Origin of the sequence: Shewanella sp. cp20 (genome assembly GCF_000832025.1) — a bacterium.
Lineage (GTDB): Bacteria > Pseudomonadota > Gammaproteobacteria > Enterobacterales > Shewanellaceae > Shewanella.
In genome coordinates, this window is record NZ_JPII01000017.1 from 302106 (window position 1) to 325044 (window position 22939).

Genomic DNA, 22939 nt, shown 5'->3' on the forward strand with positions numbered 1-22939 from the left:
AACAGTGATGTTTGTTCTAGTCCTGCTTGTGCAGTTCGGCGACCTTTTCCGCGCTGTGGCAGGTGAGGCAGGATTCGCTGTTTAGCATAGCCTGTTCATAGCTGCCTGCGACGACACCGCCCATGCTCTCGATGTGAGACTTGGCCGCGTCTTTGCCACCGCCGATCTCATAGCTTGATGAGACGTGGCATGAGGCACACACGCCCGCCTGTGGGCTGGCGTAGCTGGCGTCACCCTTGTTCCAGCGCATTGGCGTCGAACGAGCATTCTCTAAACCGAAGTCGAGATCGCTGTGACAGGCAGAGCAGTTAGCACTGCTCACCAGCTGATGCACATCGGCGCGGCCATGGGCCTTACCGAAGGTGCCGTGAACGCGCACGATCAGGCTGTTGTAGTCGCCGGCTTCGTGACACTGGGCACAGGTGTGTACGTCGGCATTGCGATAGTGTGCCGCGCCCTTGCGGGCCACCATGTCGTTGTTGTGACAGCTTGCGCAGTTGTCATAGTCAACGGCGCTGGCACGCACCGCGCCTGGTGTACCATCGAGTTTAACGAACGCTGTCTTGGCCGCATTGGCACTTAATACACCGCTGCAGGAGCCTTCGCCATCTAGCTCAACCAGGGTCGAAGACTTGTTCTTAAAGCAGGTGCTAAAGCTTGTGCTGATCGCGAGATCTGCCCCATCGGCAAGCACCTCTGCCAGTGAGGGTAAGCCATAGTTTGGCTTAGAGGCATCGACGGTCACGGTAAAGCTGCCATCGGGGTTAGCGCTGGCGCTACCACTGGTGCGCGCCGCCAGGAAGGCATCAGGCTTGACCGCATCGACGGCGTTAACATATACGCTGACGCGAGGCACATGGGCGCCCGTTACAGCCTCTTCACCCTTAGTCAGGTTTAGGATAAAACTCAAGGTTGCGCTGGTTTCATCCCAAGCTATCTGGCTGTAGCTGGCATCGACTAGGACACCGGCCTGTGATGCCGCTTCATAGCTTTGTTGCTCATGGCCTGCGAAGTGGCGGAAGGCGCCGCCGCGGGTGTTGCCGTCCTGGCTGGTGTGACAGGTGACACAGCCCACCAGTGTCGCGCCTTCTTCACCCGGTGCCACTAGGCTACTGCCCTTATGATATTCGCCGTGACAGCTTTGACAGCTGGTCACATCTTTATCGCCAAACCAGGCCAGGGCATGGGGCGTCAGCCCTTCGGGTAGCGTCTCTTCTGTGGTGGTATAGCTCACGTGACAGCTCTGACAGTTGGCAGTCGATGCTGGGAAGTTAAGCTCGGCTTTTGGCTTGCCTTCGCTATCGAGCGCGGCGCCGTCAAATTCATGGGCAAAGGCTGGGTTGTTGGCGTTGGCGATAACCGAGTTGAATTTCGCCAGTTCTCGGCGATCCTTTTCGGTGATACCTGTATGCACTCCATGAACCAGCCCTTTGATAGAGCCGTCGAAGTGGAACTCGACGGTATTGCCTTCACCATCGATGCCCGAGCCGCTGTATAGGGTGTAGTCGGTATGACAGAAACCACAACCATCGGCGGTGTTACCATAATTGCCGTGACGAATATGATCCTGACCCACGTGACAGTTGGTACAGGTGTCCATCTCTAACACCTTCTTAGGCGAGGCCACCGACTGCTGTGTCAATGGGTCCCAGTAGTAGGCTTCGACATTCTTAAGCTTGTTTTGACCAACGCCATAGGTGATCAGATAGATGCCATTGATCTGATTGGCGTCATAGTCGTAATCCAGGCCATTGGTGTCGATGATCTCTGGCGCCGTCACCTTGTAACGGCCTTCACCCAGGTAGGCAAGGCAGGTTTCGCCTTCAGGGCAGTCACGATTAGGGCGCCAGTTGTTGGTGCCTGTCATAGGTACGCCATTTTTGCTGGCGTTGCGGTATGAGAGCCAGATCTCCTCATCGCCATCGGCGCGATTAGTGACCTGAGTGCCATCTTCTAGGGTGTAGGGCGTGAAGGCCTCGCTACGTGTGCCCATACGACCGAAGGCGATGCGTAGTGGGTCGGTGAGCGCCGCTAATCCGGTGACGGCGACGCCATTAGGATTGGTCAGGCTAAACTCGAAGCTCAATGTTTTCGCCGCCTCGTCATAGCTGGCGCTTTCTATCTTGGTTTGGACCGCAGTTGCACTGTTGATATCGACTGCGATTTCACCAGGCTTGCCATCTTCACCATCTTTTCCGTCGCTGCCATTACAGCCGACCAGTGCCAGAGACAAGGCCCCGACACCGAATGCTGCTTTGACAGCGGTACTGATTGAATACCGTTTCATCATTTTTCCCCTGCATGAGAATGAGAGTGATCTCAATTTTTTCTTTTTTGGTATGAATAAGGTGGGCTTCGTTATTGCTATTGCCTCAATGACTTGGCGACACCTTAATCGTCATCTTATTCAAAAGGGGGTAGACGCATTGGCTCGTTTGGCGCAAACGTGAAGCGGATCCATTAAGCCTGGAGCAAATTGATAAACTTGTTAAATAAGATTATTTTCAACTGGTTAGCTATTTGTTCTGGTGTGAGTTTTAACAGGGGGGCGTGAAAATACTTTATTTCTTAAATAAAGCTTAAGGCGGCTTAGGTTTTTTTATCTCAGCTTTGATCTAACGCAAGTGTCGATGCTGGAGATGTGCACAATTTCGCCTGTTAGCACCCCCTGTATGTGCGGGGGAAGTTAGCAGAATGTGAATCTAACGGTGAAATGACGTTACCGCGATAAAAAAGGAGGCCTAGGCCTCCTTTTTTATTAGCGCTCCACTTTGGGCTCCACTGGTTGGCTGCTCAACTGAGCCAGATTAGGGCTGATGAATGCCTAACAGCTGAGCCGACGTATGACAGGTGGCGCAGGTCTCTGCCGCCCGCGTGCGTACATCGGCCGCGTCCATACCATCCAGAATACCGCCGTTGGCCTGAATATGGGCCGCGCCTGAGTCTTTCAGGTACTTCTGGTGACAGCTCAGGCAGGTGCCTGCATCGGAAGATACCCAGATGTCGGCCCCCGTGGTGGTATCACCATAGCGCCAGACCCGGTCACTGGCTCGGCCAAGGGTAAAGCCGTCTTGCGTATGACAGGTGAGGCAGTCGGTCTTAAGTACTGTGCCCGACTGTACGCCGGCATACTTGAGGTAGTGCCCCTCGGCCTCGTGCGCCTTAAAGGCGAAGCTGGTTGACTTACGGCCGCCGGGATAGCTGTCATCGCCGCGAGTCGTCTTATCCGAGGTATGGCAGGTCTGACAGTTATAGCCATTGTTGTAATGGTGATTTTCCTGATTGTGGCAGGTCTGACACTTGCTGGTATCGACGATGGCGCGGCGCATCGCGACCTGGCCATCTTCGGCGACTCCGGTGCCGGACCAGACGAAGCGATAGGGCGCCTCTTTAACCGCCACCGAACGGGTATCCTCGCTACAGGCAGTCATCACCACCTCGGCCACGCCATAGCCACCGTTGTTGAAACAGACCTCTATGGCCGACCAGAGCTCGAAGGTCTTGCCTGTGGCATCCGATGGCATATCGAAGGTGTTGGCGACAATGGAGAAGGTCTTTGTGGCCTCGTCATAGCTACCTTGTGATAGCCTGAATCGACGATTGCTATAGGAGGCATCACCGTAGGCGGGGTAGTCCTTGTCCACATCCCAGGCCACCACTACACGGGTGCTCAGTTCGATAAATTCGCTGGCAACCGGGTTGCCGGCGGTATCGGTTACCTGAAGATCAAATCTGAGCTTGCCGTCGCCATCCAGGCCTATGTTGCTAAAGTTGACGCCCATCGCTTGGGCCAGTGAATAGGCCTTAAGCACGTCGCCATGGCGTTTCTCGCCGTTGCCCGTTCCCGGATAGGTGTCGGTGGCGTTGTGGCAGGCGACACAGTTGGTGCTGGAATGGTTCTGCGAGGGTTTCTCGGTATGACAGCCGATGCAGGCGATGTTAGATTTATCGGCCTTAAACAGGGCGGCATCACTTGGCGCATCGTCACCCTCTTTATGGCAGGCCGCGCAGTTGGCCGCCGGTTTTTGTGGGAACATCACCTTGCCATAGTCATGTAGGCTGCCGCCATAGCCCACTATCTTATAAGGGGCTGGTACATAACCTTCGGGCGTGCTGGTGACTCTGTCCTGGCCCTTGTGGATGGCATGGATCATATAGGGAAACTCTATGCTGTTGCCGCTCTCGGGGTCGCCTGAGGTCGCGGTATGACAGCTGGCGCAGTTTTCCAGGGCGATACGACGGCCGCCGTGCAGGGCCAGGCTCTCCTCCTGGTGACAGTTGAGACAGGTCTGCTTGCTCACCACATTGCGGGTTTGAATCCCGTCTGTCGCCCCCGATGAGGGCTGCCAGTCATGGTGGGCATTGGCGGTCGCCTGAGGCAGTTTCAGCTCCAGGGTGACCCTGTGGGTGTTTTCGCCATTGTAGGTGATGGCCAAAGGCTCGGTGACATTGGCAACATTTTGCTGAAACCTGTAGGTGTAGCTGCCATCGAGATTATCCGTCAGGCAGTCTTCGCACGCGCTGGCCGCCTCGACACCGGCTTGAAATTGGGGCGAGGGGTTAAGCCCTTCGGCGCCATCTGGCAGCGAACTGGGTTGCCTGAGGGTATTGATGTAGGCCTGCCACTGGTAGCCGCGGTCGAAGGACTGGCCATCTATGGTCTCTGTGACCTGGGCCAGCTGGGCGATACCGAACCTGAGATCAAAGTCTTTGGTCAGGCCGAGTACGGCCACGCCGTTGGCGTTCTCAAGCTTAAAGGTCGCACTGACCTCGCCATCTTCTATCGATGCCTGGGTAAATTGGGCCATTACCGTGGGGGTGTCGGCGATGCTAACGCCTATGACGCCGTCGGGGCCATCTTCGCCGTCTTTGCCATCGCTACCACAGCCCAGTAGCAGCGCGCTGCAACCAAGGGCGATGAGGCTCCATTGATTCACCTTCTTCTTTATATCCATCATAGTGCCTTCCATTTCAGTCAATTTCTCAATGCATTGTTCTATCGGCGCCAGCGAGCTGGCGCCTTGCCCGGTCTATTTGATGGGATGTACGGTGAGCACATCGGCATCGGCCCCTTGTCGATGACAGGTGGTGCAGCTTTCAGTGCCCGCCGTGGCATCGGATAGCGTGCCGCCGAACACCGCGCCTTGCTGGATCATGTGGTTCTTGTTGGTCTCGCTGCTGTGGCAATCGCTACAGATGGCGGCCGTCGGGCTGGTGTAGCTGCCATCGTCGATGGCCAGCGGTTGCACGCCGGGATCCAGGGGCAGGGAGACGGTGAGCACACCGTCTCTGTCTGTGTGGCACTGGGCACAGTTACCTATATCGCCCGGGTAGTTGATCCCTTCGAAGCCGGCGCGTTGGCCGCTGTGAATGCCGTGGATAAGGTGCTTGAAGTCCGCCGTGGTGAGGGACGGGTTATCCGCGGCATCGGCCTGCATGTTGGGGTTGTGACACACTTGGCACTGGCCTTCGAGATCGTTGCGGGAACCATGGAAGTTCAGCTGCTGATCCCCATGGCAACTGCCGCAGGTGTCGTTGCTGACCACGACGCGGCGGCCGCTATCGCTCAGTGCGTCTGTGGCGAAGAAGCTATGACTGGATTTAATCACCACCTCGCTGTTGGCCTCATCACTGCAGGCGCCCAGCACGCCGTTGGCGGCGCAGACTTTGCCCTGAATCGCCAGTGTGCCTTTATCCATCTCACTGCCGGCAGGCACGGTCAGACCGGTTATCTGATAGTCGAAGCTGCCGTTACTGCCTGAGACGGGCGCGGTTTCATGAACACGTATTGAGCGCGCCGAGCGGGTAGCGTAGTCGAAGCTGGTGCCCCAGTTGGCATAGACGCGAAGGTCTGAGACGAAATCGAGCTGGTCTGCGCTGGCCTGATAGGGCTGACCAGTGGCAGGATTTTCCAGTGTGAGGGTAAAGGAGACGGTATCACCACTTCGCATGGCTTTGGTGATCACCGGCTTAAACTGCCCCAGTGCCTGTGCGTTGCCGCCATCATTGTGGACGCTGGCGGTCCAATCGGGATTGTGACAGGCGACGCAGTTGGCGTTATTGAGCTGCGCCGGGTGGCCTTCGCCCTTCTTAAAGTCGATGTAGGTATGACAGGCGCCACAGGCCTCCATGGTGGGTACCCGTGCCCAGTTCATCTGCTCGCTCAGGGTGTCATCCTCGGCGTGACAGGTCTGGCAGTTGGCCAGTGAGCCGGGGAAGCCGGTCAGGTGTTTGCCGTGGATCATCTGTGTAAAGATGTTGTCCGGGTTACTGACACGATCGGCGTTGTGGCAGGTCACACAGGTCTCGACCTGATTATAGTTGCCGCGGTGAAAGGCCAGGTCGTTATGACAGGTGTTACAGGTTGCTATCTTGATCAGGTTGCGTGTGTAAACCGGCTCGCTACTGCTACCGTCTTGGTCACCCTGCCAGTCGAAGTGCTGATTGGTGATGGGCAAGGCGGTGCCATCGGCCAGGCTATCGCCACCTAGCTTGACCACGACTCGCTGCGTGGCACCCGCCTGATAGCCGATGTCGTTCATGCCATCGAAGGCGGCGCTGAAGGTGTAGCTGTAGCGGCCATTTTTATGATCCACATAGCTGCCTGGGCAGCTGTCGTTACAGCTTTCCGAGGTGAAGTATTCCCACTGTGCGGCATCGCCAGCATTGGTGTACCCCTGGGGTAGCAACTGAGCGGCAATAAAGGTGGCGCTTGGGATCCCCACCACAGGCTCATCATCCTGGTTGGTGACGCGGTAATTCACCGTGGCGACACCTGCCTGCATCTGCACGGGATCGAAATTCACCACTAAGGTGTCGACTAGCATAGCCGGTGGGCCACCTGGCTCGCCAGGATTACCGGGTTTACCATCATCGCCGCCACAGGCGGAGACGAGTGTGAGCAGCCCAAACAGGGCGGCAAAATGGAAAGTTTTGTTCATCTTCATCATCGCTTCCTTGGCATAGGGGGACCGAATTACAGCTGGTAATTCAGGGTCACTCCAAAGTAGTGGGCGTTGTAATCATGGCTTAGATCGCCGAAGGTCAATACGTTCGGTATGCTGCTTGGCGACAGGTTCTCGTTAGCCCAGTCGGCGTCCTGGTACTGCTCGAAGATCCAGTCAAGCCTTAGCCCCAGGCTGTCGCTGAGGTTAAAGTCGGCGAAGGCGTTGAGATTGTGCCGGGTGGCATAATAGCTGCCATAGGGGCTGTGCAGGCCTTGGCTGACCTCTGTGTCACTCTGGCCGTCGCTATAGCTGTAGTTGAGTCCGAGACGCAGGCGGTTTTCCAGCAGGGCATCATAGTCAACTCCCGCGCCGATAAGGGTGGCCTTATCCTCGGTGCTGGCATACCAGTTGGCGCTACCGAAGTTGTTGCTGCCAGCCTGATCGCTGTCGCGCCAATCCTGATTGATAAACGCGTTGAGGTTAACTTGCTTACTCAGGGCATAGCTGGCCGAGAGATCATAGCCCTGGCTGTCGACACCAGTAAGCCCTATCTGGGTGTCTGTGTAGTCATCCTGCATCAGGTGCAGATTAAGCGTGGCGCTTAGTGCCTCGCCGTTATAGCTGGTGTAGAGGCCATAGCGCTGGCGTTCACGGTCCGCCAGATAGCTGCGCCTTAACAGCGGATTATTAGGGCGATTGCTGGCACTCGAGCCCTGATATTCACTGCCGCCACGATCTTCATACTCGGCCTTGAGCCAGGTTTGCCACTGAGAATTAATACGGTAATTGAGCTTGGCGGTAAGCTCCGATGCCTGCAGGCTGTCGCGGTCGAGGGCGTTGTAGTTGTTGTGCTCATACTGATATTGCAGATCCAGATAGAGGCTGCGGGTAAAGCGGTATTTAGCCCCCAGGCTCGCCTGTTGGCGGGTACGGTCATAGGCCTGGCTGCGCCTATCGCCGCTGTAGTAGCTGTCGGTGACTATCTGCGGATAACTCAATGTCTCAGACTTGTTGTCTCTGTCGCGATAGTCGTAGCCGACCCTGAGGTTGAGCTCTGGCGTGAGCCGACCAAGATACTTAAGCTTCATTTCCAGCAGATCCACCTGGCCGTCTAAATTAGCGGCGGGTAGCATGGGGGAGGGGCCGTTGATGGTTGCCGGTAGATAGGTTTGATCTTGGGTCATGCGGCTAAAGCCTAGATGCATCAGCACCTGTTGCCCCGGAGCCGAGAACTGGCTGTGAGCCGCCACCCGGTAGGCCTTGTTGTCGGGGGCGACGGCGCTCTGGCCGAAGTAGGCGGCGCCGAAGGTGGGGCTGAAGGCCGATTGCCAATGCAGGGCGTTGATATCATTTTGGTAATGGCTAAGCTCGGCATCTATGCCGGTCAGCCACTGGTCGCCCCGAAAGTAGAGCTTACCCTCGATGCGCTTGCTGTTATCATCGACCCGCTCGGCCAACATGGTGCTGTTGGTGAGCAGATTGGCACTGGCGCGGCGATTGCCCTGGCGCTTCTCATGTTGGTAGCCGAGACTGGCCTCATAGAAGCTGCCGCTATAGGCGGCGTCGAGACGGTAGCGATCTCGGGTGAGCTTCAGCTCGGTCGCCATCAGACTATCATTCAGGCTATTCATCTGATCGGTTGTGGCCGCGCTCTGCCATTGGCTAGGGAGTTGCCAACTGCCGTCATTCAGCCGATAGGGGCTGAGCGCATCATTATTATCGAAGTGGGCAAAACCTCGATAGCTGGCGGCTATCTGGTATTGGCCCTGGCGTCCGGTCGTTAAGCTGGCAGAGCCGGCATCATAGCCTAGACGGTCGGCTTTAAATTGGGTCTGATAGCCAGAGGCCTTCTTGTGGGTCAGATCTGCCTCCAGACTCGCCACAACGCCATCGGTATCTGTGCCTGTGGTGTTGCCGAAACGACTGTCGCTGCCGTCGTTGTAGGCGACGCCGACGCCTATCTCACCTGTGGTTGCATCCTTGATCTCACAGCGCTGGCATTTCCAGGCGTCCATCTTCACCTGACTGCGGTTGGCCGATGCCAGATCGTAGCCCTGTGCCGTCGCTAGGCTGCTGATAATAGAGAGGGCCAGCAGGCTGAGTGGCCAAGCGCGTGTTTGAGTGCGGTCTTGTCTGTTCATCGCTATGCTCCCTCATTAACGTTGCAGTAATTTGCCCGATGGATGGTTGGAGCCATGCACCTGGTTATGGCAGTTCAGGCAGCTTCGGCCGCCGTTAAAGGCATTGGGGCTGTTGGCAAATACCGGATTGGCGGCGTGACCGTCGCTGGCGTGGCATTGCTGACAAAGCTGAGGGGGCTTGGCGATCAACATCGCCTCGTTGACGCTGCCGTGGGGGTTATGACAGTTGGCGCAGTTGTCGGTGACGGGCGCATGCTCCCACAGTTTAGGCCCACGCTTCTCGCTGTGACAGGCGTAGCAGTTGTCGTTGATGCTCATCTGCTTCAGGCTGGCCTCGCCCAGACCGCCGTGGGGATTATGACAGTCGCTGCAGACCATCTGCTGCCACTTCATTGGGTGGCTGCTGCGCTTATGTAGGTCGGCCTTTTGCTGGGCATGACAACTGGTGCAGACGGCGACCTCCTGGGTCTTGTCGCTGATAGGGTCATGACCCGTGTGTACCTGATGACAGTCGCTACAGGCGACATCGGCGTTGTCGTGATGATTGCCACTCCAGGCCATGCGCTGGTCATCGTTGTGGCAGCTCATGCAGACACTATTTTGCTTCTCGGCGGGAACAGGGGAATTGGCGCCGAAGGTGATCATAGGTTCCTTACCCCCGCGGTTATGTTTCCCCATGGGGCCGTGGCAGGCTTCGCACTGCAGGTCGGCCATGGGAGAGCCTTTTACCTGGGGATTGCCATGTACACCGTCAAATAGTGCCATGACGGTTTGGTTCTTGCGATGGCACATCAGGCAGCTATCGGCGCCCTTGGGGGAGTACTGCCCCTGTGCAAATTTGTTATCGAGGATCTTCTCCACCTCTTCAGCTGGCATCTTGTCCCAGGGAGTCGCCTGAGCGAACAAGCTAAAGAGGGGAGTTAGCGCGAGTAGGGCCGTTAGCCAGAGGGCTGACTGCCAATTAGATTCCTTTTTCATCATCATCCATCCAAGCACAGTGAGGTTTTTAGTTGTTATCTTTATGAATTACTAATTTACCAAAGCTAAATAATAGGTTGGATTTGTGACGAATGTGTAAATTTTGTGCCGATAAATCGCGGTTAAAAATGAGGTATTTGAGCGAATTAGCACTTTATGTGATCTGGATCACGCTAAGCGCGAGAGCTGGGACGTAGAATTGGCCGCTAATGAAAATGGTTCTCATTTGATAATCTCGTTTACTGATTGAGATATCTGTCACATAATATAAAATACAATTGAAAATTATTATCGTTTCCAATCATAAATATTGATCTAGATAAAGTTATTGGAAGCCTTGCTCCGTTAGAATCTGGTGTAGTTCAGATTTATCGAGACCTGAAAAGGTAGAGTTGCAATATGAAATTAAGCGAATTAAAGCCTGGCGATAGTGCTGTGATCTCCGAGGTGGGCCAGATTAGCCTGCCTGCGGTAGTGAAACGCAAGCTTTTATCTATGGGGATCACCCCAAACACCTCTCTGACCCTATTACGACGAGCACCATTGGGCTCGGGATTAGAGTTGGCCATTCGTGGCAGTAAGTTATGCATGCGTAAGGATCTGGCAGAAGTAATCGAGGTGGAGCTGGCTCATGGCTAAACAATTTCATTGTGTGACCGTTGGTAATCCTAATGCGGGTAAGTCAACACTCTTTAATGCCCTCACTGGGGCTAACCAGCAGGTGGGTAACTGGTCTGGGGTGACAGTTGAGAAGAAGACAGGGGCCTTTACCCTGAATGATACCCAGGTGCTGCTGACAGACTTGCCGGGTATCTATGATCTGCTTCCTGCTGGTAGCAGCTGTGACTGCTCCCTCGATGAGCAGATCGCTCAGCAGTATCTGGCCGAGGCGCAGATGGATGGCATCATCAACCTAGTGGATGCTACTAACATCGAGCGTCACCTGTATCTGACTGTGCAGCTGCGCGAACTTGGTATTCCTATGGTGGTGGTGCTCAATAAGATTGATGCGGCCAAGGCTCAGGGGATCGAGGTCGATATTGACAAGATGAGCCAGCAGCTAGGCTGCCCAGTGATCGCCGTCTGCTCTCGCGATGTCAGCGACATCAAGCAGGTACAGGCCCAGGTGGTAGATCTGCTAGATGGCAAGGTCTCTGAGGCGCCATTGGTACTAAATTACGACGCCGAGATTGAGGCGGGCATCAAGGCGCTGTTTGAGCGCGATAGCCAACTCAGCCGAGGCCGCGCACTGGCGATGATGGGCAACGGCCTGGGTTGTGGCCAGTGTAAGAATGGTCAGATGCTGTCGGAGGTGTCCCAGTGCTCCGGGCGCCTAGCGGCGCAGGGCAAGGATATCGAGATCATGGTGGCCACCACACGTTTCGATTTCGTGCAGCAGGTGTTTAATCAATCGGTGAAAGACAGTGAGCAGCTCACTCTGAGCGATCGCTTAGATAAGCTGGTGTTACATCCGATAGCAGGCGTACCCGTGTTCCTGTTTGTGATGTACCTGATGTTCATGTTCAGTATTAACGTCGGTAGCGCCTTTATCGATTTCTTCGACATCACGGCTGGTGCCCTGTTTGTCGATCACCTCGGCGCCCTGATGACCAATATCGGTGTTCCAGCCTGGTTGGTAACTGTGGTTGCCGGCGGTATAGGGCAGGGTATCCAAACCGTTGCCACCTTTATTCCCGTGATCGCCGCTCTGTTCCTGGCGCTCTCTGTGCTGGAAGGCTCGGGCTATATGGCGCGCGCCGCCTTCGTGGTCGATGGGTTGATGCGTCGTATCGGTCTGCCGGGCAAGGCGTTTGTGCCTATGATCGTCGGTTTTGGCTGCTCGGTACCTGCCATCATGGCAACCCGTACCTTAGGCAGCGAGCGCGAGCGCATCGTGACAGGTATGATGGCGCCCTTCATGTCTTGTGGTGCACGTCTACCGGTTTATGCCCTGTTTGCGGCGGCCTTCTTTCCCGAGTCGGGTCAGAACCTGGTGTTTCTGCTGTATATCATTGGTGTGCTGGCCGCGATAGGAACGGGTTTACTGCTACGTTCAACCTTGCTTCCGGGCAGCAGCAGCGCCGTGGTGATGGAATTGCCTAACTACGAGACACCTAAATTCAAGGCGGTGATGGCAAGAACCGGTAAGCGTACTAAGAGCTTTATTCTAGGCGCGGGTAAGACGATCGTTATCGTGGTCACCCTGCTTAACTTCATCAACGCAATCGGTGTCGATGGCAGCTTCGGCCACGAAGACAGCTCTGAGTCTGTGCTCAGTGTGGCCAGTCAGAAGGTGACTCCGCTCTTCTCTCCAATGGGCATAGAGCAGGATAACTGGCCGGCAACTGTGGGTATTATCACGGGGATTTTCGCGAAGGAAGCCGTGGTAGGTACGCTCAATAGCCTCTACTCTACCGCAAGTGGTGAAGAGGAAGATCTGGCGCCGCTGTCAGAGAGCTTTAGTGAAGCATTGGCGACCATTCCTGAAAACCTGTTTGGCATCGCGCCTGAAGATCCGCTGTCAATGTCTGTTGGTGATATCGAGAGCATAGAGACAGCCTCGAGCGAGCTGGATGTTGATACCTCAACCTTTAGTGCACTGCAGAGTGGCTTTAGCGGTGTGACGGCAGCCTTTGCTTACCTGCTGTTCATCTTGCTCTATACCCCCTGTGTGGCGGCCATGGGCGCCCTGGTGGGTGAGTTTGGACCGCGCTGGGCAACCTTTGCGGCCACCTGGACCTTCGGTTTGGCTTACGGTACTGCGACCATCTTCTATCAGGCGATGACTTTTGCGGCGCACCCATTGCAGTCTGGGCTGTGGATCGGCTTCTTCTTAGTCGCGCTGGTGGTCTTCTACCTGTGGCTCAAGCGCAAGGGGCAGCGTGCTCAGACCATCATACCTGTGATCAACGTGGTGACAGAGTAGATTTAAGCTTGATGTAAAACAGCTTGTTAAACCGAGAAAAGCAGCGATAATTCGCTGCTTTTCTGTTTTTGCGCTAAATCATGGCAGTTTTTGCGATTTGGCCGTTGTAACGAAGCGAAATCTGTAGGAATATGCAGGTTTTCTCCCATTAGTCTCGAGCGGCAGCTGTGCGCCCGATGAAATAGAGTTCGCAAAGAGGATTTCCATGAGTCATGTGGACACCGAAGTACGTCCTAGTAACTTCATTCGTAACATCATAGATGAAGATTTAGAGAGCGGTAAGCACACCCGAGTGCACACACGTTTTCCGCCCGAGCCAAACGGCTATCTTCATATTGGTCACGCAAAATCGATCTGTTTAAACTTCGGTTTGGCGCAGGACTATAAGGGGCTATGTAACTTACGTTTTGATGATACCAACCCTGAGAAAGAGGATATCGATTACGTTAACTCTATTCAGGCAGACGTGCATTGGTTAGGTTTCCAGTGGGATGGTGAGATCCGTTACTCGTCTAACTATTTCGATCAGCTGCACCAGTACGCGGTAGAACTGGTTAAGAAGGGATTAGCTTATGTCTGCTTCCTCAATGGTGAGCAGACTCGTGAGTACCGTGGCACCCTGAAGGAGCCTGGTAAGAACAGTCCTTATCGTGATACCTCTGTCGAAGAAAACCTAGCGCTATTCGAGAAGATGCGTAAGGGCGAATTTAAAGAAGGTGAGTGTGCACTGCGAGCCAAGATCGATATGGCATCACCCTTCATGTGTATGCGTGATCCTGTGATCTATCGTATCCGTTTCGCCCATCACCACCAGACTGGCGACAAGTGGTGCATCTATCCTATGTATGATTTCACCCACTGTATCTCTGATGCGCTGGAAGATATCACGCACTCGCTCTGTACGCTTGAGTTCCAGGACAACCGTCGTCTGTACGACTGGGTGCTGGATAACCTGGATGATTTCCAGGCGCCAAACCGTACCCGTCAATATGAGTTTTCACGCCTGAATCTGGAATACACCCTGATGTCTAAGCGTAAGCTCAATGACCTCGTGGTTCGTGGCCTGGTATCGGGCTGGGACGACCCACGTATGCCGACCATTGCCGGTCTGCGTCGTCGTGGCTATACGCCTGCTGCTATCCGTGAGTTCTGCCGTCGTATCGGCGTGACTAAGCAGGAGAACATGGTCGAAGTGAGCATGTTGGATGCCTGTATTCGTGAAGAGCTGAACGAGCATGCACCTCGCGCCATGGCGGTGATCAACCCGGTTAAGGTTGTCATCGAAAACTACCCAGAAGGGCAAGTTGAGAAGCTATCGGCGCCAGCACACCCAAGCATAGAGTCTATGGGGCAGCGTGAGCTGGTGTTTGGTCGCGAGCTTTATATCGATGCCGACGATTTCCGTGAAGAAGCCAACAAGAAATACAAGCGTCTTGTTCAGGGCAAGGAAGTGCGCCTGCGTAATGCCTATGTGATCAAGGCTGAGCGTTGCGACAAGGATGAGGCTGGCAATGTCACCACCATCTACTGTACCTATGACGATCAGACGCTAGGTAAGAATCCTGCCGATGGCCGTAAGGTGAAAGGGGTGATCCACTGGGTTGAGGCCACAAGTGCCGTACCAGCCGAGTTCCGTCTGTATGACAGACTCTTTAATCAGCCAAATCCGGCGGCAGCCGAGACGGTCGATGAGGTGTTAAATCCTGAGTCCTTGGTGGTCAAGCATGGTTTAGTCGAGCCAGGCCTGATTAATGCAGAGGCCGAGAAGGCCTATCAGTTCGAGCGTGAAGGTTACTTCTGCGCCGACAGTAAAGACTCATCGCCTGAACACCTGGTCTTTAACCTGACGGTTGCTCTGCGGGATTCTTCTAACTAAGTTAACGCTTGGTACTAAAAAAAGCTTTAGGTGAATCCTAAAGCCTTTTTTGTATCTCAGGTTAACCTATGTCGGCTACTGATACTTTTTCTATTGATACCTGCTCTTATCGATAGCTTCTATTGATACATAGGGCCTAAGCCGAAGCTCCAGAGGATGACGCTCGAGGCCATCAGGGCGACTAACAGCACAAGGCCGGCGGTGACGACCGAACTGGCGTAGATAAAGCCCTTCTCTTCGGGAATGTTCATTATGATAGGCACCCCGGTGTAGAGCAGGTACACAGAGTAGGTCAGCCCCACCAGGCCTACGATCATCATAAACCAGAGCGCAGGATACAGGGCTGCAAGACCCACCATAAAGAGTGGTGTGGCGGTATAGGCTGCCAGCTCTATCGCCTGCGTGTAGCTTGGCTGAGCATCGAAGGTCTTTGCCATCCAGTAGGCCAGGTAGGCCAGGGCGAAGACCCCGGCGATCAGGCCGAAATACATGCTGATCGACATCATCAATGCGCTTTGCTTAGTGAGGAAGAGGGGATCTGATACCCCTAGATTCCAGCCGAACATGGTGGAGGCAAGATAGGTGCAGACGGCCGGAATGAGGGCGATCAACAGGACATGGCTAAGACTGCTTCTCAGCGCTTCGTGGTTTTTCTCAATTGTGTGCCACTCTTCTTTCGGATGAGTGTATAACCCCATTAAGTGATTTAATATCATTATAATTATCCTTGTTCAGCTTTCATTTTGTGCTCGCCAAACTTCAGACGAACCCGCATTGCCTGTTGGTCTGCTACCCAATAGACCTCAGGCTCCCAAACAGCCCCATAAGGACTGACATAGTTTATTTATTGAACATAAACTTAGACTAGTCAAGCTAACTTTCATCTGTTAGGCAGATGGACCTGCCTAAGACCATCTTTTAAGGGTAGAATAGTCGGCGTCTGTCCGTTTAACCCCCGAGTGTGTCATGCAAGCCTTATTAGCGCCGATAAAGCAGTTCCTACAATGTGAAACCCCAGATGAGTGGATTGCACTCGCCAGCCAGAGCGGGCAGCTTGCTGCGCTGCTTATCGATCACTGTAACTGTGAGCTCAAGGCGGCTCAGACGGCGATGTTTTTGATCCGTAAGTACGCGGTCGATAAGGCAAGTGGTGATAAGCTGCTCGAGTGGGCTAAGCCCTATGAGGAATTCGTTTACAACAAGTCACGGGACATAGATGCCTTTCTGGCGCGGGACGTGAAGAAAAATGAGCTGGTGGGTGAACTCACTGCCAAGCCTGGAGTCGATTATGGCCCAGACCTTATTGCAAAGATGGTGCGTCTGATAAAGGAAGAGTTTCACCATTTTGAACAGGTGCTGGAGATCATGCAGGCACGTAACATACCCTATCAAAATCTCACCGCCGGGCGTTACGCAAGAGGGATGATGCGTGGGGTGCGCACCCACGAACCGGCGACCTTAGTGGACAAGCTGATCGTCGGCGCCTTTATCGAGGCGCGATCCTGTGAGCGTTTTGCCAAGCTGGCCCCCCATCTCGATGAAGGCTTGAGTAAGTTCTACGTATCCCTGCTACGTTCGGAGGCGCGTCACTATCAAGATTATCTGGTGTTGGCCCAGGCCATATCTTTGGAGAATATTGACGAGCGTGTGGCACATTTCGCCAGGCTGGAAGCCGAGCTGATAAGCGCGCCAGACAGTGAGTTTAAGTTTCATTCGGGAAGGCCTTGCTAAGGTACACTTAATCTAGGCAGGCGAATGAACGCCTTAGGCGTCAGTTTCGCTAAAAGGCAAGCTTTGCAGGCTCACCTGCTCGGGACTCACTTTTAATACGCTGCCTTGCTCATACCAGTCTCCCACCACGATTCGCTGGCCATTATTGGCGAGCTGGTGAATGTCGGGTCTGTGGGTGTGACCATGGATCATGCGTTTAGCGCCGGTTTGCGCCATGAGCTGTGCTACCGCGCAGGGCTCCACATCCATGATGCTATAACTCTTGAGCTGATTGCTCTGCTTACTCTTGCTTCGCAGCTTGTCAGCAATGGCGATGCGCTTCGACTTAGGCAGGTGATTGTAGATAAATTTGGCCCAAGACATATTTCTAAAACGGCGGAATCTCTGATAGGCCTTATCTAGGGTGCACAGGCTATCGCCATGGAGCAACACGCTAGGCTGACCATAGAGGTCTAGGCAATATACCTCGGGTAACAGTGTCATGCCCGAACGCTCGGCATACGCTTTACCCAGGAGGAAGTCGCGATTGCCATGGATGAAGTAGATTGGGGTGTGAACCGAGAATTGCTTTAAGCGCTCGGCTAGTTCCAGGGCAAAGGGCTCTGCGATATCGTCTCCCACCCATACTTCAAACAGATCCCCCAGGATATAGAGGGCGTCGCAGTGGGTGACATCTTGGCTCAGAAATTGATGGAAGGCGCTTAGGATATCGGGGCGATCGGCACTGAGGTGCAGGTCGCCCACAAACAGGGTGTAGTTCAACAAGTGTCGGCCCTGTGATTACTCTTCGACGGTCACGCTTTCGATGACGACAGCTTCTAGCGGAACGTCTTGGTGCATGCCGCGGTTGCCGGTAGCAACAGCCTTGATCTGGTTAACCACATCCATGCCTTCGGTGACTTTACCAAACACACAGTAACCCCAACCTTGTACCGACTCAGACTTGAAGTCGAGGAAGGTGTTGTCGTTGATGTTGATGAAGAACTGCGCGGTGGCCGAATGAGGATCAGAGGTGCGGGCCATGGCGATAGTGCCGACAAGGTTAGAAAGACCATTGTTGGCTTCGTTCTCGATCGCTTCGTTGCAACGCTTTTGCGACATATCTTCGGTGAAGCCGCCACCCTGGATCATGAAACCGTCGATTACGCGGTGAAAGATGGTGCCGTCATAGAAACCGTCTTTTGCGTACTTGATGAAGTTCGCTACGGTTGCTGGTGCTTTTTCGGCATCGAGTTCGAGTTTAATAACACCGTGGTTGGTTTGCATTGTGATCATATGACTGTATCTCATCATGGTTACTTATTCAGATAGCGCCAGATTCTAGCCTATTAACCTGGGCGCATAAAGGGATGGCGTGATTTTATCCCTGCGAACATGCTTTACAGCCCGATCTACTCTCGCATTTTACGCTGTCGGGTGTGAAGAATGTGCGAGGGCACAAAAAACGCTTTAGATTCACGCAATCACGCTGGAAGCGGCCGTTTGCAGGTGGTAGACTGAGCGGCCTATTTGTTGTCAATTATCTGTAGAGAATATCAATGTTGAAGCTATACAACAGTCTTACCCGCAAAAAAGAGGAATTTAAGCCAATACAGCCAGGTAAAGTCGGCATGTATGTCTGCGGGGTAACCATATATGATTTGTGTCATATAGGTCACGGACGTACGTTTGTTGCTTTCGACATGATCGTCAGATACCTAAGATATATCGGCTATGACGTGAATTTTCATCGTAACATCACGGATGTCGACGATAAAATCATCAAGCGAGCCACCGAGAACGGCGAGAGCTGCGACACGCTGACCGAGCGTCTGACACAAGAGATGTATCATGACTTCGATGCCCTGCATATGAAGCGCCCCGATTTCGAGCCCCGTGCGACGCAGCATATGCCTGAGATCATCGAGATGGTCGAGCGCCTGCTCGAGCGAGATCATGCCTATATAGCCGCTAACGGCGATGTGCTCTTCAGTGTGGCGTCATTCCCTGAATATGGTCGTCTGTCAGGACAGAATCTCGATCAGCTGCAGGCGGGCGCCCGCGTCGAGGTTGACGAGAACAAGCGCGATCCTATGGATTTCGTGTTGTGGAAGATGTCCAAGCCGGGCGAGCCGACATGGGATTCGCCATGGGGCCCTGGTCGTCCTGGCTGGCACATCGAATGTTCGGCGATGAACAGCAAGCATCTGGGTGAGCATTTCGACATTCATGGCGGCGGTTCAGATCTGCAGTTCCCCCACCATGAGAATGAGATCGCGCAATCTTGCTGTGCCCACGACACCCCTTATGTCAACTATTGGATGCATACGGGCATGGTGATGGTGGACAAGGAGAAGATGTCTAAGTCGCTCAATAACTTCTTCACCATTCGCGATGTGCTCGAGCATTATGATGCCTCGACCGTGCGTTACTTCCTGCTGTCGGGCCATTACCGCAGTCAGCTAAACTACTCGGAAGATAACCTCAAGCAAGCCAAGGCAGCCCTAGAGCGTCTTTATACCGCGCTCAAAGATCTGGATCTGAGCGTAGAGGCGGCGCCGGCAGAGGAATATGTGGCCAAGTTTAAAGAGGCGATGGACGACGACTTCAATACGCCTGAGGCTTACTCTGTGCTGTTTGATATGGCCCGTGAGATCAATCGCCTCAAGGCCGATGATATGAATGCGGCCTCAGCCCTGGGTGTGAGCATGAAGCAGCTGGGTGACGTGCTAGGGATCTTAGAGCTGGATGTGGATAGCTTCTTTAAGGGGGAGGGCACTGAGGATGAGGTGGCGCAGATCGAGGCCTTGATCGCCGAGCGTAACCGTGCCCGCGCCGAGAAGGACTGGGCCGCGGCCGACGTGGCTCGCGATGGCCTGAATGCCCTGGGCGTGATCCTGGAAGATGGCCCCGGCGGCACCACCTGGCGTAAGAAGTAATACCAATCACAGTAAATATGTGATCAGAAATAGCGCAGGAAAAACGCTTGAGAACAAAGCAGGATTTTTAGATAAGTAGTTATTCTACAATTAAAAATACTAATACAGTTATCGAGCGTTTTAACAAGCTAGAATGATCAATTGTTTATTACGATTGGTATAAAGCCTTCTTATAAAGGTCGGAATAAAAAAAGCCTGCACTTAGTGCAGGCTTTCTTGTTTCAGGGGCCGGCGGCTTAACTAAAGCCTTTTATATCAGTCTTTGATATCAGTTCTTGGTACTAACTTTTGATATTAGCCCCTGATATTAATCCCTAATATGAATCGCGATCATTGGTCGTGATTATTCGCCATGATAGTTAGTCATGATAGTTTTCGGCGGCGTACAGGGTATTTTCCAGCAGGCTGGCGATGGTCATAGGGCCGACACCACCCGGAACGGGGGTGATATGACTGGCGTGCTCGGCGGCCACATCATATGCCACATCGCCCACGAGCTGACCGCTCTCTAAACGGTTGATCCCCACGTCGATAACGATGGCACCCGGTTTAATCCACTCACCAGGAATAAAGTTAGGCTTGCCCACGGCAACGATCAGCAGATCGGCGCGGCGTACCTTATCTTCGAGGTCACGGGTGAAGCGATGACAGGTGGTCGTGGTACAGCCGGCCAGCAGCAGTTCCAGGGTCATGGGGCGGCCGACGATGTTAGAGGCGCCTACGACGACTGCGTCTAAGCCATAGGTGTCTACACCTGTGGATTTGATAAGCGTCATGATCCCCATCGGCGTGCAAGAACGCAGCACTGGGATGCGTTGAGCCAGACGACCCACGTTGTATGGGTGGAAGCCATCGACATCTTTATCGGGACGGATCCGCTCGATCACCTTCGACTCTTCGATATGATCCGGCAGTGGCAGCTGAACTAAGATACCGTCTATGCTTGGATCTTCGTTGCATCTGTCGATCAGGGCGAGCAGATCGGCCTCCGAGGTTTCGGTAGGCAGGTCAAAAGATTGTGACAGGAAGCCGACTTCTTCACAGGCGCGGCGCTTGCTGCCGACATAGACCTGAGAGGCGGGATCGGCTCCCACTAAGATAACGGCTAATCCCGGCACACGTTTTCCGGCCTCTTTGCGGGCGGTTACTTTGGCACTCAGTTGCTTTCGAATGGATTGAGCAATCGCTTTGCCATCGATTATTTGGGCTGTCATGGGGGGTGGATTTCCTTAATATGGCGCGATAATAAAAAATCGGCGACATTTTAACAGGGGGGGGGGGAACTGTCATTGACTTCGCTCGATAACAGTCAGTTCTAATATATGGATAATGTCGGCCTGGCTACAGTGCTCCTCTGCTTTGTGTAAGACGACAGGATGTGGGCTGAAATCGACTAAATGCCCTGATATTTGCCTTAATTGTTTAATAAAGTTTCGGATAGCTGTTTAAATAGTCAGGCGCGCAGGCATTGCAAAAAAATCGTTGACGCTAACCATATGAGGGGATAATATGCGCTCCGTTCTCGACGACACCCTGTGTATGGTCAAGAATAGATTCTCGGTGATTAGCGCAGTCCGGTAGCGCATCTGGTTTGGGACCAGAGGGTCAGAGGTTCGAATCCTCTATCACCGACCAAATTTTTAAATAACGTGGAGACGTTATTTGCCCTGTTAGGATATGAACCAAGTTCATAACGACGCGCCCGTAGCTCAGTTGGATAGAGCATCCGCCTTCTAAGCGGATGGCCGCAGGTTCGAATCCTGCCGGGCGTACCAAATCAGTGGTGATTGTAGCTCAGTTGGTAGAGCCCCGGATTGTGATTCCGGTTGTCGTGGGTTCAAGTCCCATCAGTCACCCCACTTCATTCGAAGAAAATAAAAAAAGCGACCTCTGGTCGCTTTTTTTACGTCCGTAATTAGGGCTTTGAGGCTCGACTATGCCGAAAACCGTGGCTATAATGTCGCGTCTTGATAAATTTCAACTATGTGCGACGACTGCCAAACCCAGTTACCAAGGCATTTTAGTCGTTTTTTTAGATCAAGAAACGAATACCTTAATAGTTGATGATTCGGCTATTACAAAAGACGTTTGACATATTTCGAGGTAAAACAATGCAAGTTTCTGTAGAAACAACACAAGGTTTAGAGCGCCGCCTAACTATCTCTGTTCCTGCTGAGCAGATTGAAAAAGCCGTTTCTGATAGTTTGAAAAATGAAGCTAAGCGTGCACGTATTCCTGGTTTCCGTCCAGGCAAGGTACCTGTAAGCGTGATCAACAAGCGTTATGGTAAAGCGATTCGTCAAGAGATCACTGGTGAAGTGATGCAGCGTAACTTCGTTGAAGCCATCATCGCAGAAAAATTAAACCCAGCGGGTGCACCAACTTTCGTTCCTGGTGAGACCGATGCTGAGAACTTCCAGTTTGTTGCTACTTTCGAAATCTACCCAGAAGTAGAACTAAAAGGTCTAGATGCGATTGAAGTTGAGCAACCAACTGCCGAAGTAACTGACGCCGATGTTGACGCTATGATCGAAACCCTGCGTAAGCAACACGCTACTTTCGAAGCGGTTGACCGTGCAGCTGCCGAAGGCGACAAGGCGAAGATCGACTTCGTTGGTTCTATCGACGGTGAAGAGTTCGAAGGCGGCAAGGCTGAAGATTTCGAACTACAACTAGGCAGCGGCCGTATGATCCCAGGTTTCGAGTCTGGTGTTGAAGGTCACAAGGCAGGTGAAGCATTCGATATCGAAGTGACTTTCCCTGAAGACTACCACGCCGAAAACCTGAAAGGTAAAGTGGCTAAGTTCGCTATCACTCTGAAAGAAGTGCAAGCGGCTAACCTGCCAGAAGTGAACGACGAGTTCGCTAAGCTGTTCGGCGTTGCCGACGGTGGCCTGGAAGCGCTGAAAGTTGAGATCCGTAAGAACATGAGCCGTGAGCTTGAGCAAGCGCTTAAAGCCAACGTGAAAGATCAGGTGCTAAATGGTCTGCTAGCGCAAAACGAAATCGAACTGCCTAAGGCTCTGATTGATGGTGAAGTTAACGTTCTTCGTCAACAAGCTATGCAGCGTTTCGGCAACCAAGCCGCTAACATGCCTGAGCTGCCAGCTGACCTGTTCACCGAGCAAGCTGAGCGCCGCGTAAAAGTGGGTCTGCTACTTGGCGAAGTGATCAAGACTAACGAGCTGAAAGCTGATGACGAGCGCGTTCAAGCGCTGATCGCTTCTATGGCTTCTGCCTATGAAGATCCAACGGAAGTTATTGAGTACTACAATAACAACCAAGAGATGATGCAGAACATGCGCAACGTTGCCCTAGAAGAGCAAGCCGTTGAAGCACTGCTGAAATCAGCTAAGGTTACCGAGAAAGCAGTTCAATTCGAAGAATTTATGAACAAGGCTACTGGTCGCGCGTAACCTATG

General features: G+C 53.4%; 15 protein-coding genes and 3 tRNA genes. 9 read left to right on the forward strand and 9 right to left on the reverse strand.

Translation table 11 applies throughout. The features are described 5' to 3' along the window. Window positions 1-16: 16 nt before the first annotated feature. The 5 genes from DB48_RS05980 to DB48_RS06005 all read right to left on the reverse strand — a co-directional run bounded on the left by DB48_RS05980 (window position 17) and on the right by DB48_RS06005 (window position 10066). Window positions 17-2287: a multiheme c-type cytochrome gene (locus DB48_RS05980; protein ID WP_152619104.1), complete on the reverse strand. Its 2271-nt coding sequence runs from the start codon at window positions 2285-2287 to the stop codon at window positions 17-19. A 520-nt stretch (window positions 2288-2807) separates the two neighbouring features. Then, complete coding sequence (locus tag DB48_RS05990; RefSeq protein WP_052813691.1) at window positions 2808-4955, reverse strand: OmcA/MtrC family decaheme c-type cytochrome; 2148 nt, start codon at window positions 4953-4955, stop codon at window positions 2808-2810. Window positions 4956-5030: 75 nt separating this feature from the next. After that, window positions 5031-6941, reverse strand: a complete 1911-nt coding sequence (locus DB48_RS05995) for an OmcA/MtrC family decaheme c-type cytochrome (protein ID WP_041509558.1) — start codon at window positions 6939-6941, stop codon at window positions 5031-5033. Between the two features lie 35 nt (window positions 6942-6976). After that, on the reverse strand, window positions 6977-9088 hold the full coding sequence (locus tag DB48_RS06000) for an MtrB/PioB family decaheme-associated outer membrane protein (RefSeq protein WP_041509374.1): 2112 nt from the start codon (window positions 9086-9088) through the stop codon (window positions 6977-6979). Between the two features lie 15 nt (window positions 9089-9103). Next, window positions 9104-10066 carry a DmsE family decaheme c-type cytochrome gene (locus DB48_RS06005; protein WP_082035600.1) on the reverse strand — a complete coding sequence of 321 codons (963 nt, stop codon included), beginning with the start codon at window positions 10064-10066 and terminating at the stop codon, window positions 9104-9106. A 399-nt stretch (window positions 10067-10465) separates the two neighbouring features. Between DB48_RS06005 and DB48_RS06010 the strand changes: the two genes are divergently transcribed. The 3 genes from DB48_RS06010 to glnS all read left to right on the forward strand — a co-directional run bounded on the left by DB48_RS06010 (window position 10466) and on the right by glnS (window position 14868). Beyond that, a complete protein-coding gene (locus DB48_RS06010) occupies window positions 10466-10705 on the forward strand; it encodes a FeoA family protein (RefSeq protein ID WP_011866315.1) in 240 nt (79 codons plus the stop codon). After that, window positions 10698-12992: a Fe(2+) transporter permease subunit FeoB gene (gene feoB / locus DB48_RS06015; protein ID WP_041509376.1), complete on the forward strand. Its 2295-nt coding sequence runs from the start codon at window positions 10698-10700 to the stop codon at window positions 12990-12992. The genes DB48_RS06010 and feoB overlap by 8 nt, the downstream gene beginning before the upstream one ends. A 205-nt stretch (window positions 12993-13197) precedes the next feature. Continuing rightward, window positions 13198-14868: a glutamine--tRNA ligase gene (glnS, locus tag DB48_RS06020; protein ID WP_041509377.1), complete on the forward strand. Its 1671-nt coding sequence runs from the start codon at window positions 13198-13200 to the stop codon at window positions 14866-14868. Window positions 14869-14987: 119 nt separating this feature from the next. Here glnS and DB48_RS06025 read toward each other — a convergent pair whose 3' ends face one another. After that, on the reverse strand, window positions 14988-15584 hold the full coding sequence (locus DB48_RS06025) for a Yip1 family protein (protein WP_041509378.1): 597 nt from the start codon (window positions 15582-15584) through the stop codon (window positions 14988-14990). A 250-nt stretch (window positions 15585-15834) separates the two neighbouring features. Here DB48_RS06025 and miaE point away from each other — a divergent pair, with 250 nt between their 5' ends. Then, complete coding sequence (miaE, locus tag DB48_RS06030) at window positions 15835-16599, forward strand: tRNA isopentenyl-2-thiomethyl-A-37 hydroxylase MiaE (protein WP_041509379.1); 765 nt, start codon at window positions 15835-15837, stop codon at window positions 16597-16599. A gap of 33 nt (window positions 16600-16632) precedes the next feature. Here the strand turns inward: miaE and DB48_RS06035 are convergent, their stop codons facing one another. Then, window positions 16633-17361 carry a UDP-2,3-diacylglucosamine diphosphatase gene (locus DB48_RS06035; protein WP_041509559.1) on the reverse strand — a complete coding sequence of 243 codons (729 nt, stop codon included), beginning with the start codon at window positions 17359-17361 and terminating at the stop codon, window positions 16633-16635. Window positions 17362-17379: 18 nt separating this feature from the next. Next, a complete protein-coding gene (locus DB48_RS06040) occupies window positions 17380-17874 on the reverse strand; it encodes a peptidylprolyl isomerase (protein ID WP_041509560.1) in 495 nt (164 codons plus the stop codon). Between the two features lie 263 nt (window positions 17875-18137). On the opposite strand from DB48_RS06040, the gene cysS reads away from it, so the two are divergent. After that, window positions 18138-19517, forward strand: a complete 1380-nt coding sequence (gene cysS / locus DB48_RS06045) for a cysteine--tRNA ligase (protein WP_041509380.1) — start codon at window positions 18138-18140, stop codon at window positions 19515-19517. A gap of 359 nt (window positions 19518-19876) precedes the next feature. Here cysS and folD read toward each other — a convergent pair whose 3' ends face one another. Further along, complete coding sequence (folD, locus tag DB48_RS06050) at window positions 19877-20731, reverse strand: bifunctional methylenetetrahydrofolate dehydrogenase/methenyltetrahydrofolate cyclohydrolase FolD (protein ID WP_041509381.1); 855 nt, start codon at window positions 20729-20731, stop codon at window positions 19877-19879. Window positions 20732-21075: 344 nt separating this feature from the next. On the opposite strand from folD, the gene DB48_RS06055 reads away from it, so the two are divergent. The 4 genes from DB48_RS06055 (at window position 21076) to tig (ending at window position 22933) form a co-directional block, all read left to right on the forward strand. Continuing rightward, window positions 21076-21152, forward strand: a tRNA-Pro gene (locus DB48_RS06055). A gap of 63 nt (window positions 21153-21215) precedes the next feature. Beyond that, window positions 21216-21292: transfer RNA gene (locus DB48_RS06060), tRNA-Arg, on the forward strand. 8 nt (window positions 21293-21300) lie between these two features. After that, window positions 21301-21376: transfer RNA gene (locus DB48_RS06065), tRNA-His, on the forward strand. 252 nt (window positions 21377-21628) lie between these two features. Next, the gene (tig, locus tag DB48_RS06070; protein ID WP_041509382.1) at window positions 21629-22933 is read left to right on the forward strand and encodes a trigger factor; all 1305 of its coding nucleotides are present in this window, start codon (window positions 21629-21631) and stop codon (window positions 22931-22933) included. Window positions 22934-22939: the final 6 nt, after the last annotated feature.

Bases quoted from the DNA above. Each gene is read 5' to 3' on its own strand.
- DB48_RS06040 (WP_041509560.1), bottom strand. From the start codon at position 17,874: ATGATCACAATGCAAACCAACCACGGTGTTATTAAACTCGAACTCGAT.
- folD (WP_041509381.1), bottom strand. From the start codon at position 20,731: ATGACAGCCCAAATAATCGATGGCAAAGCGATTGCTCAATCCATTCGA.
- miaE (WP_041509379.1), top strand. From the start codon at position 15,835: ATGCAAGCCTTATTAGCGCCGATAAAGCAGTTCCTACAATGTGAAACC.
- glnS (WP_041509377.1), top strand. From the start codon at position 13,198: ATGAGTCATGTGGACACCGAAGTACGTCCTAGTAACTTCATTCGTAAC.
- DB48_RS06025 (WP_041509378.1), bottom strand. From the start codon at position 15,584: ATGATATTAAATCACTTAATGGGGTTATACACTCATCCGAAAGAAGAG.
- feoB (WP_041509376.1), top strand. From the start codon at position 10,698: ATGGCTAAACAATTTCATTGTGTGACCGTTGGTAATCCTAATGCGGGT.
- tig (WP_041509382.1), top strand. From the start codon at position 21,629: ATGCAAGTTTCTGTAGAAACAACACAAGGTTTAGAGCGCCGCCTAACT.
- DB48_RS06005 (WP_082035600.1), bottom strand. From the start codon at position 10,066: ATGAAAAAGGAATCTAATTGGCAGTCAGCCCTCTGGCTAACGGCCCTA.
- DB48_RS06010 (WP_011866315.1), top strand. From the start codon at position 10,466: ATGAAATTAAGCGAATTAAAGCCTGGCGATAGTGCTGTGATCTCCGAG.
- DB48_RS06000 (WP_041509374.1), bottom strand. From the start codon at position 9,088: ATGAACAGACAAGACCGCACTCAAACACGCGCTTGGCCACTCAGCCTG.
- DB48_RS05980 (WP_152619104.1), bottom strand. From the start codon at position 2,287: ATGAAACGGTATTCAATCAGTACCGCTGTCAAAGCAGCATTCGGTGTC.
- DB48_RS05990 (WP_052813691.1), bottom strand. From the start codon at position 4,955: ATGGATATAAAGAAGAAGGTGAATCAATGGAGCCTCATCGCCCTTGGT.
- cysS (WP_041509380.1), top strand. From the start codon at position 18,138: ATGTTGAAGCTATACAACAGTCTTACCCGCAAAAAAGAGGAATTTAAG.
- DB48_RS05995 (WP_041509558.1), bottom strand. From the start codon at position 6,941: ATGAACAAAACTTTCCATTTTGCCGCCCTGTTTGGGCTGCTCACACTC.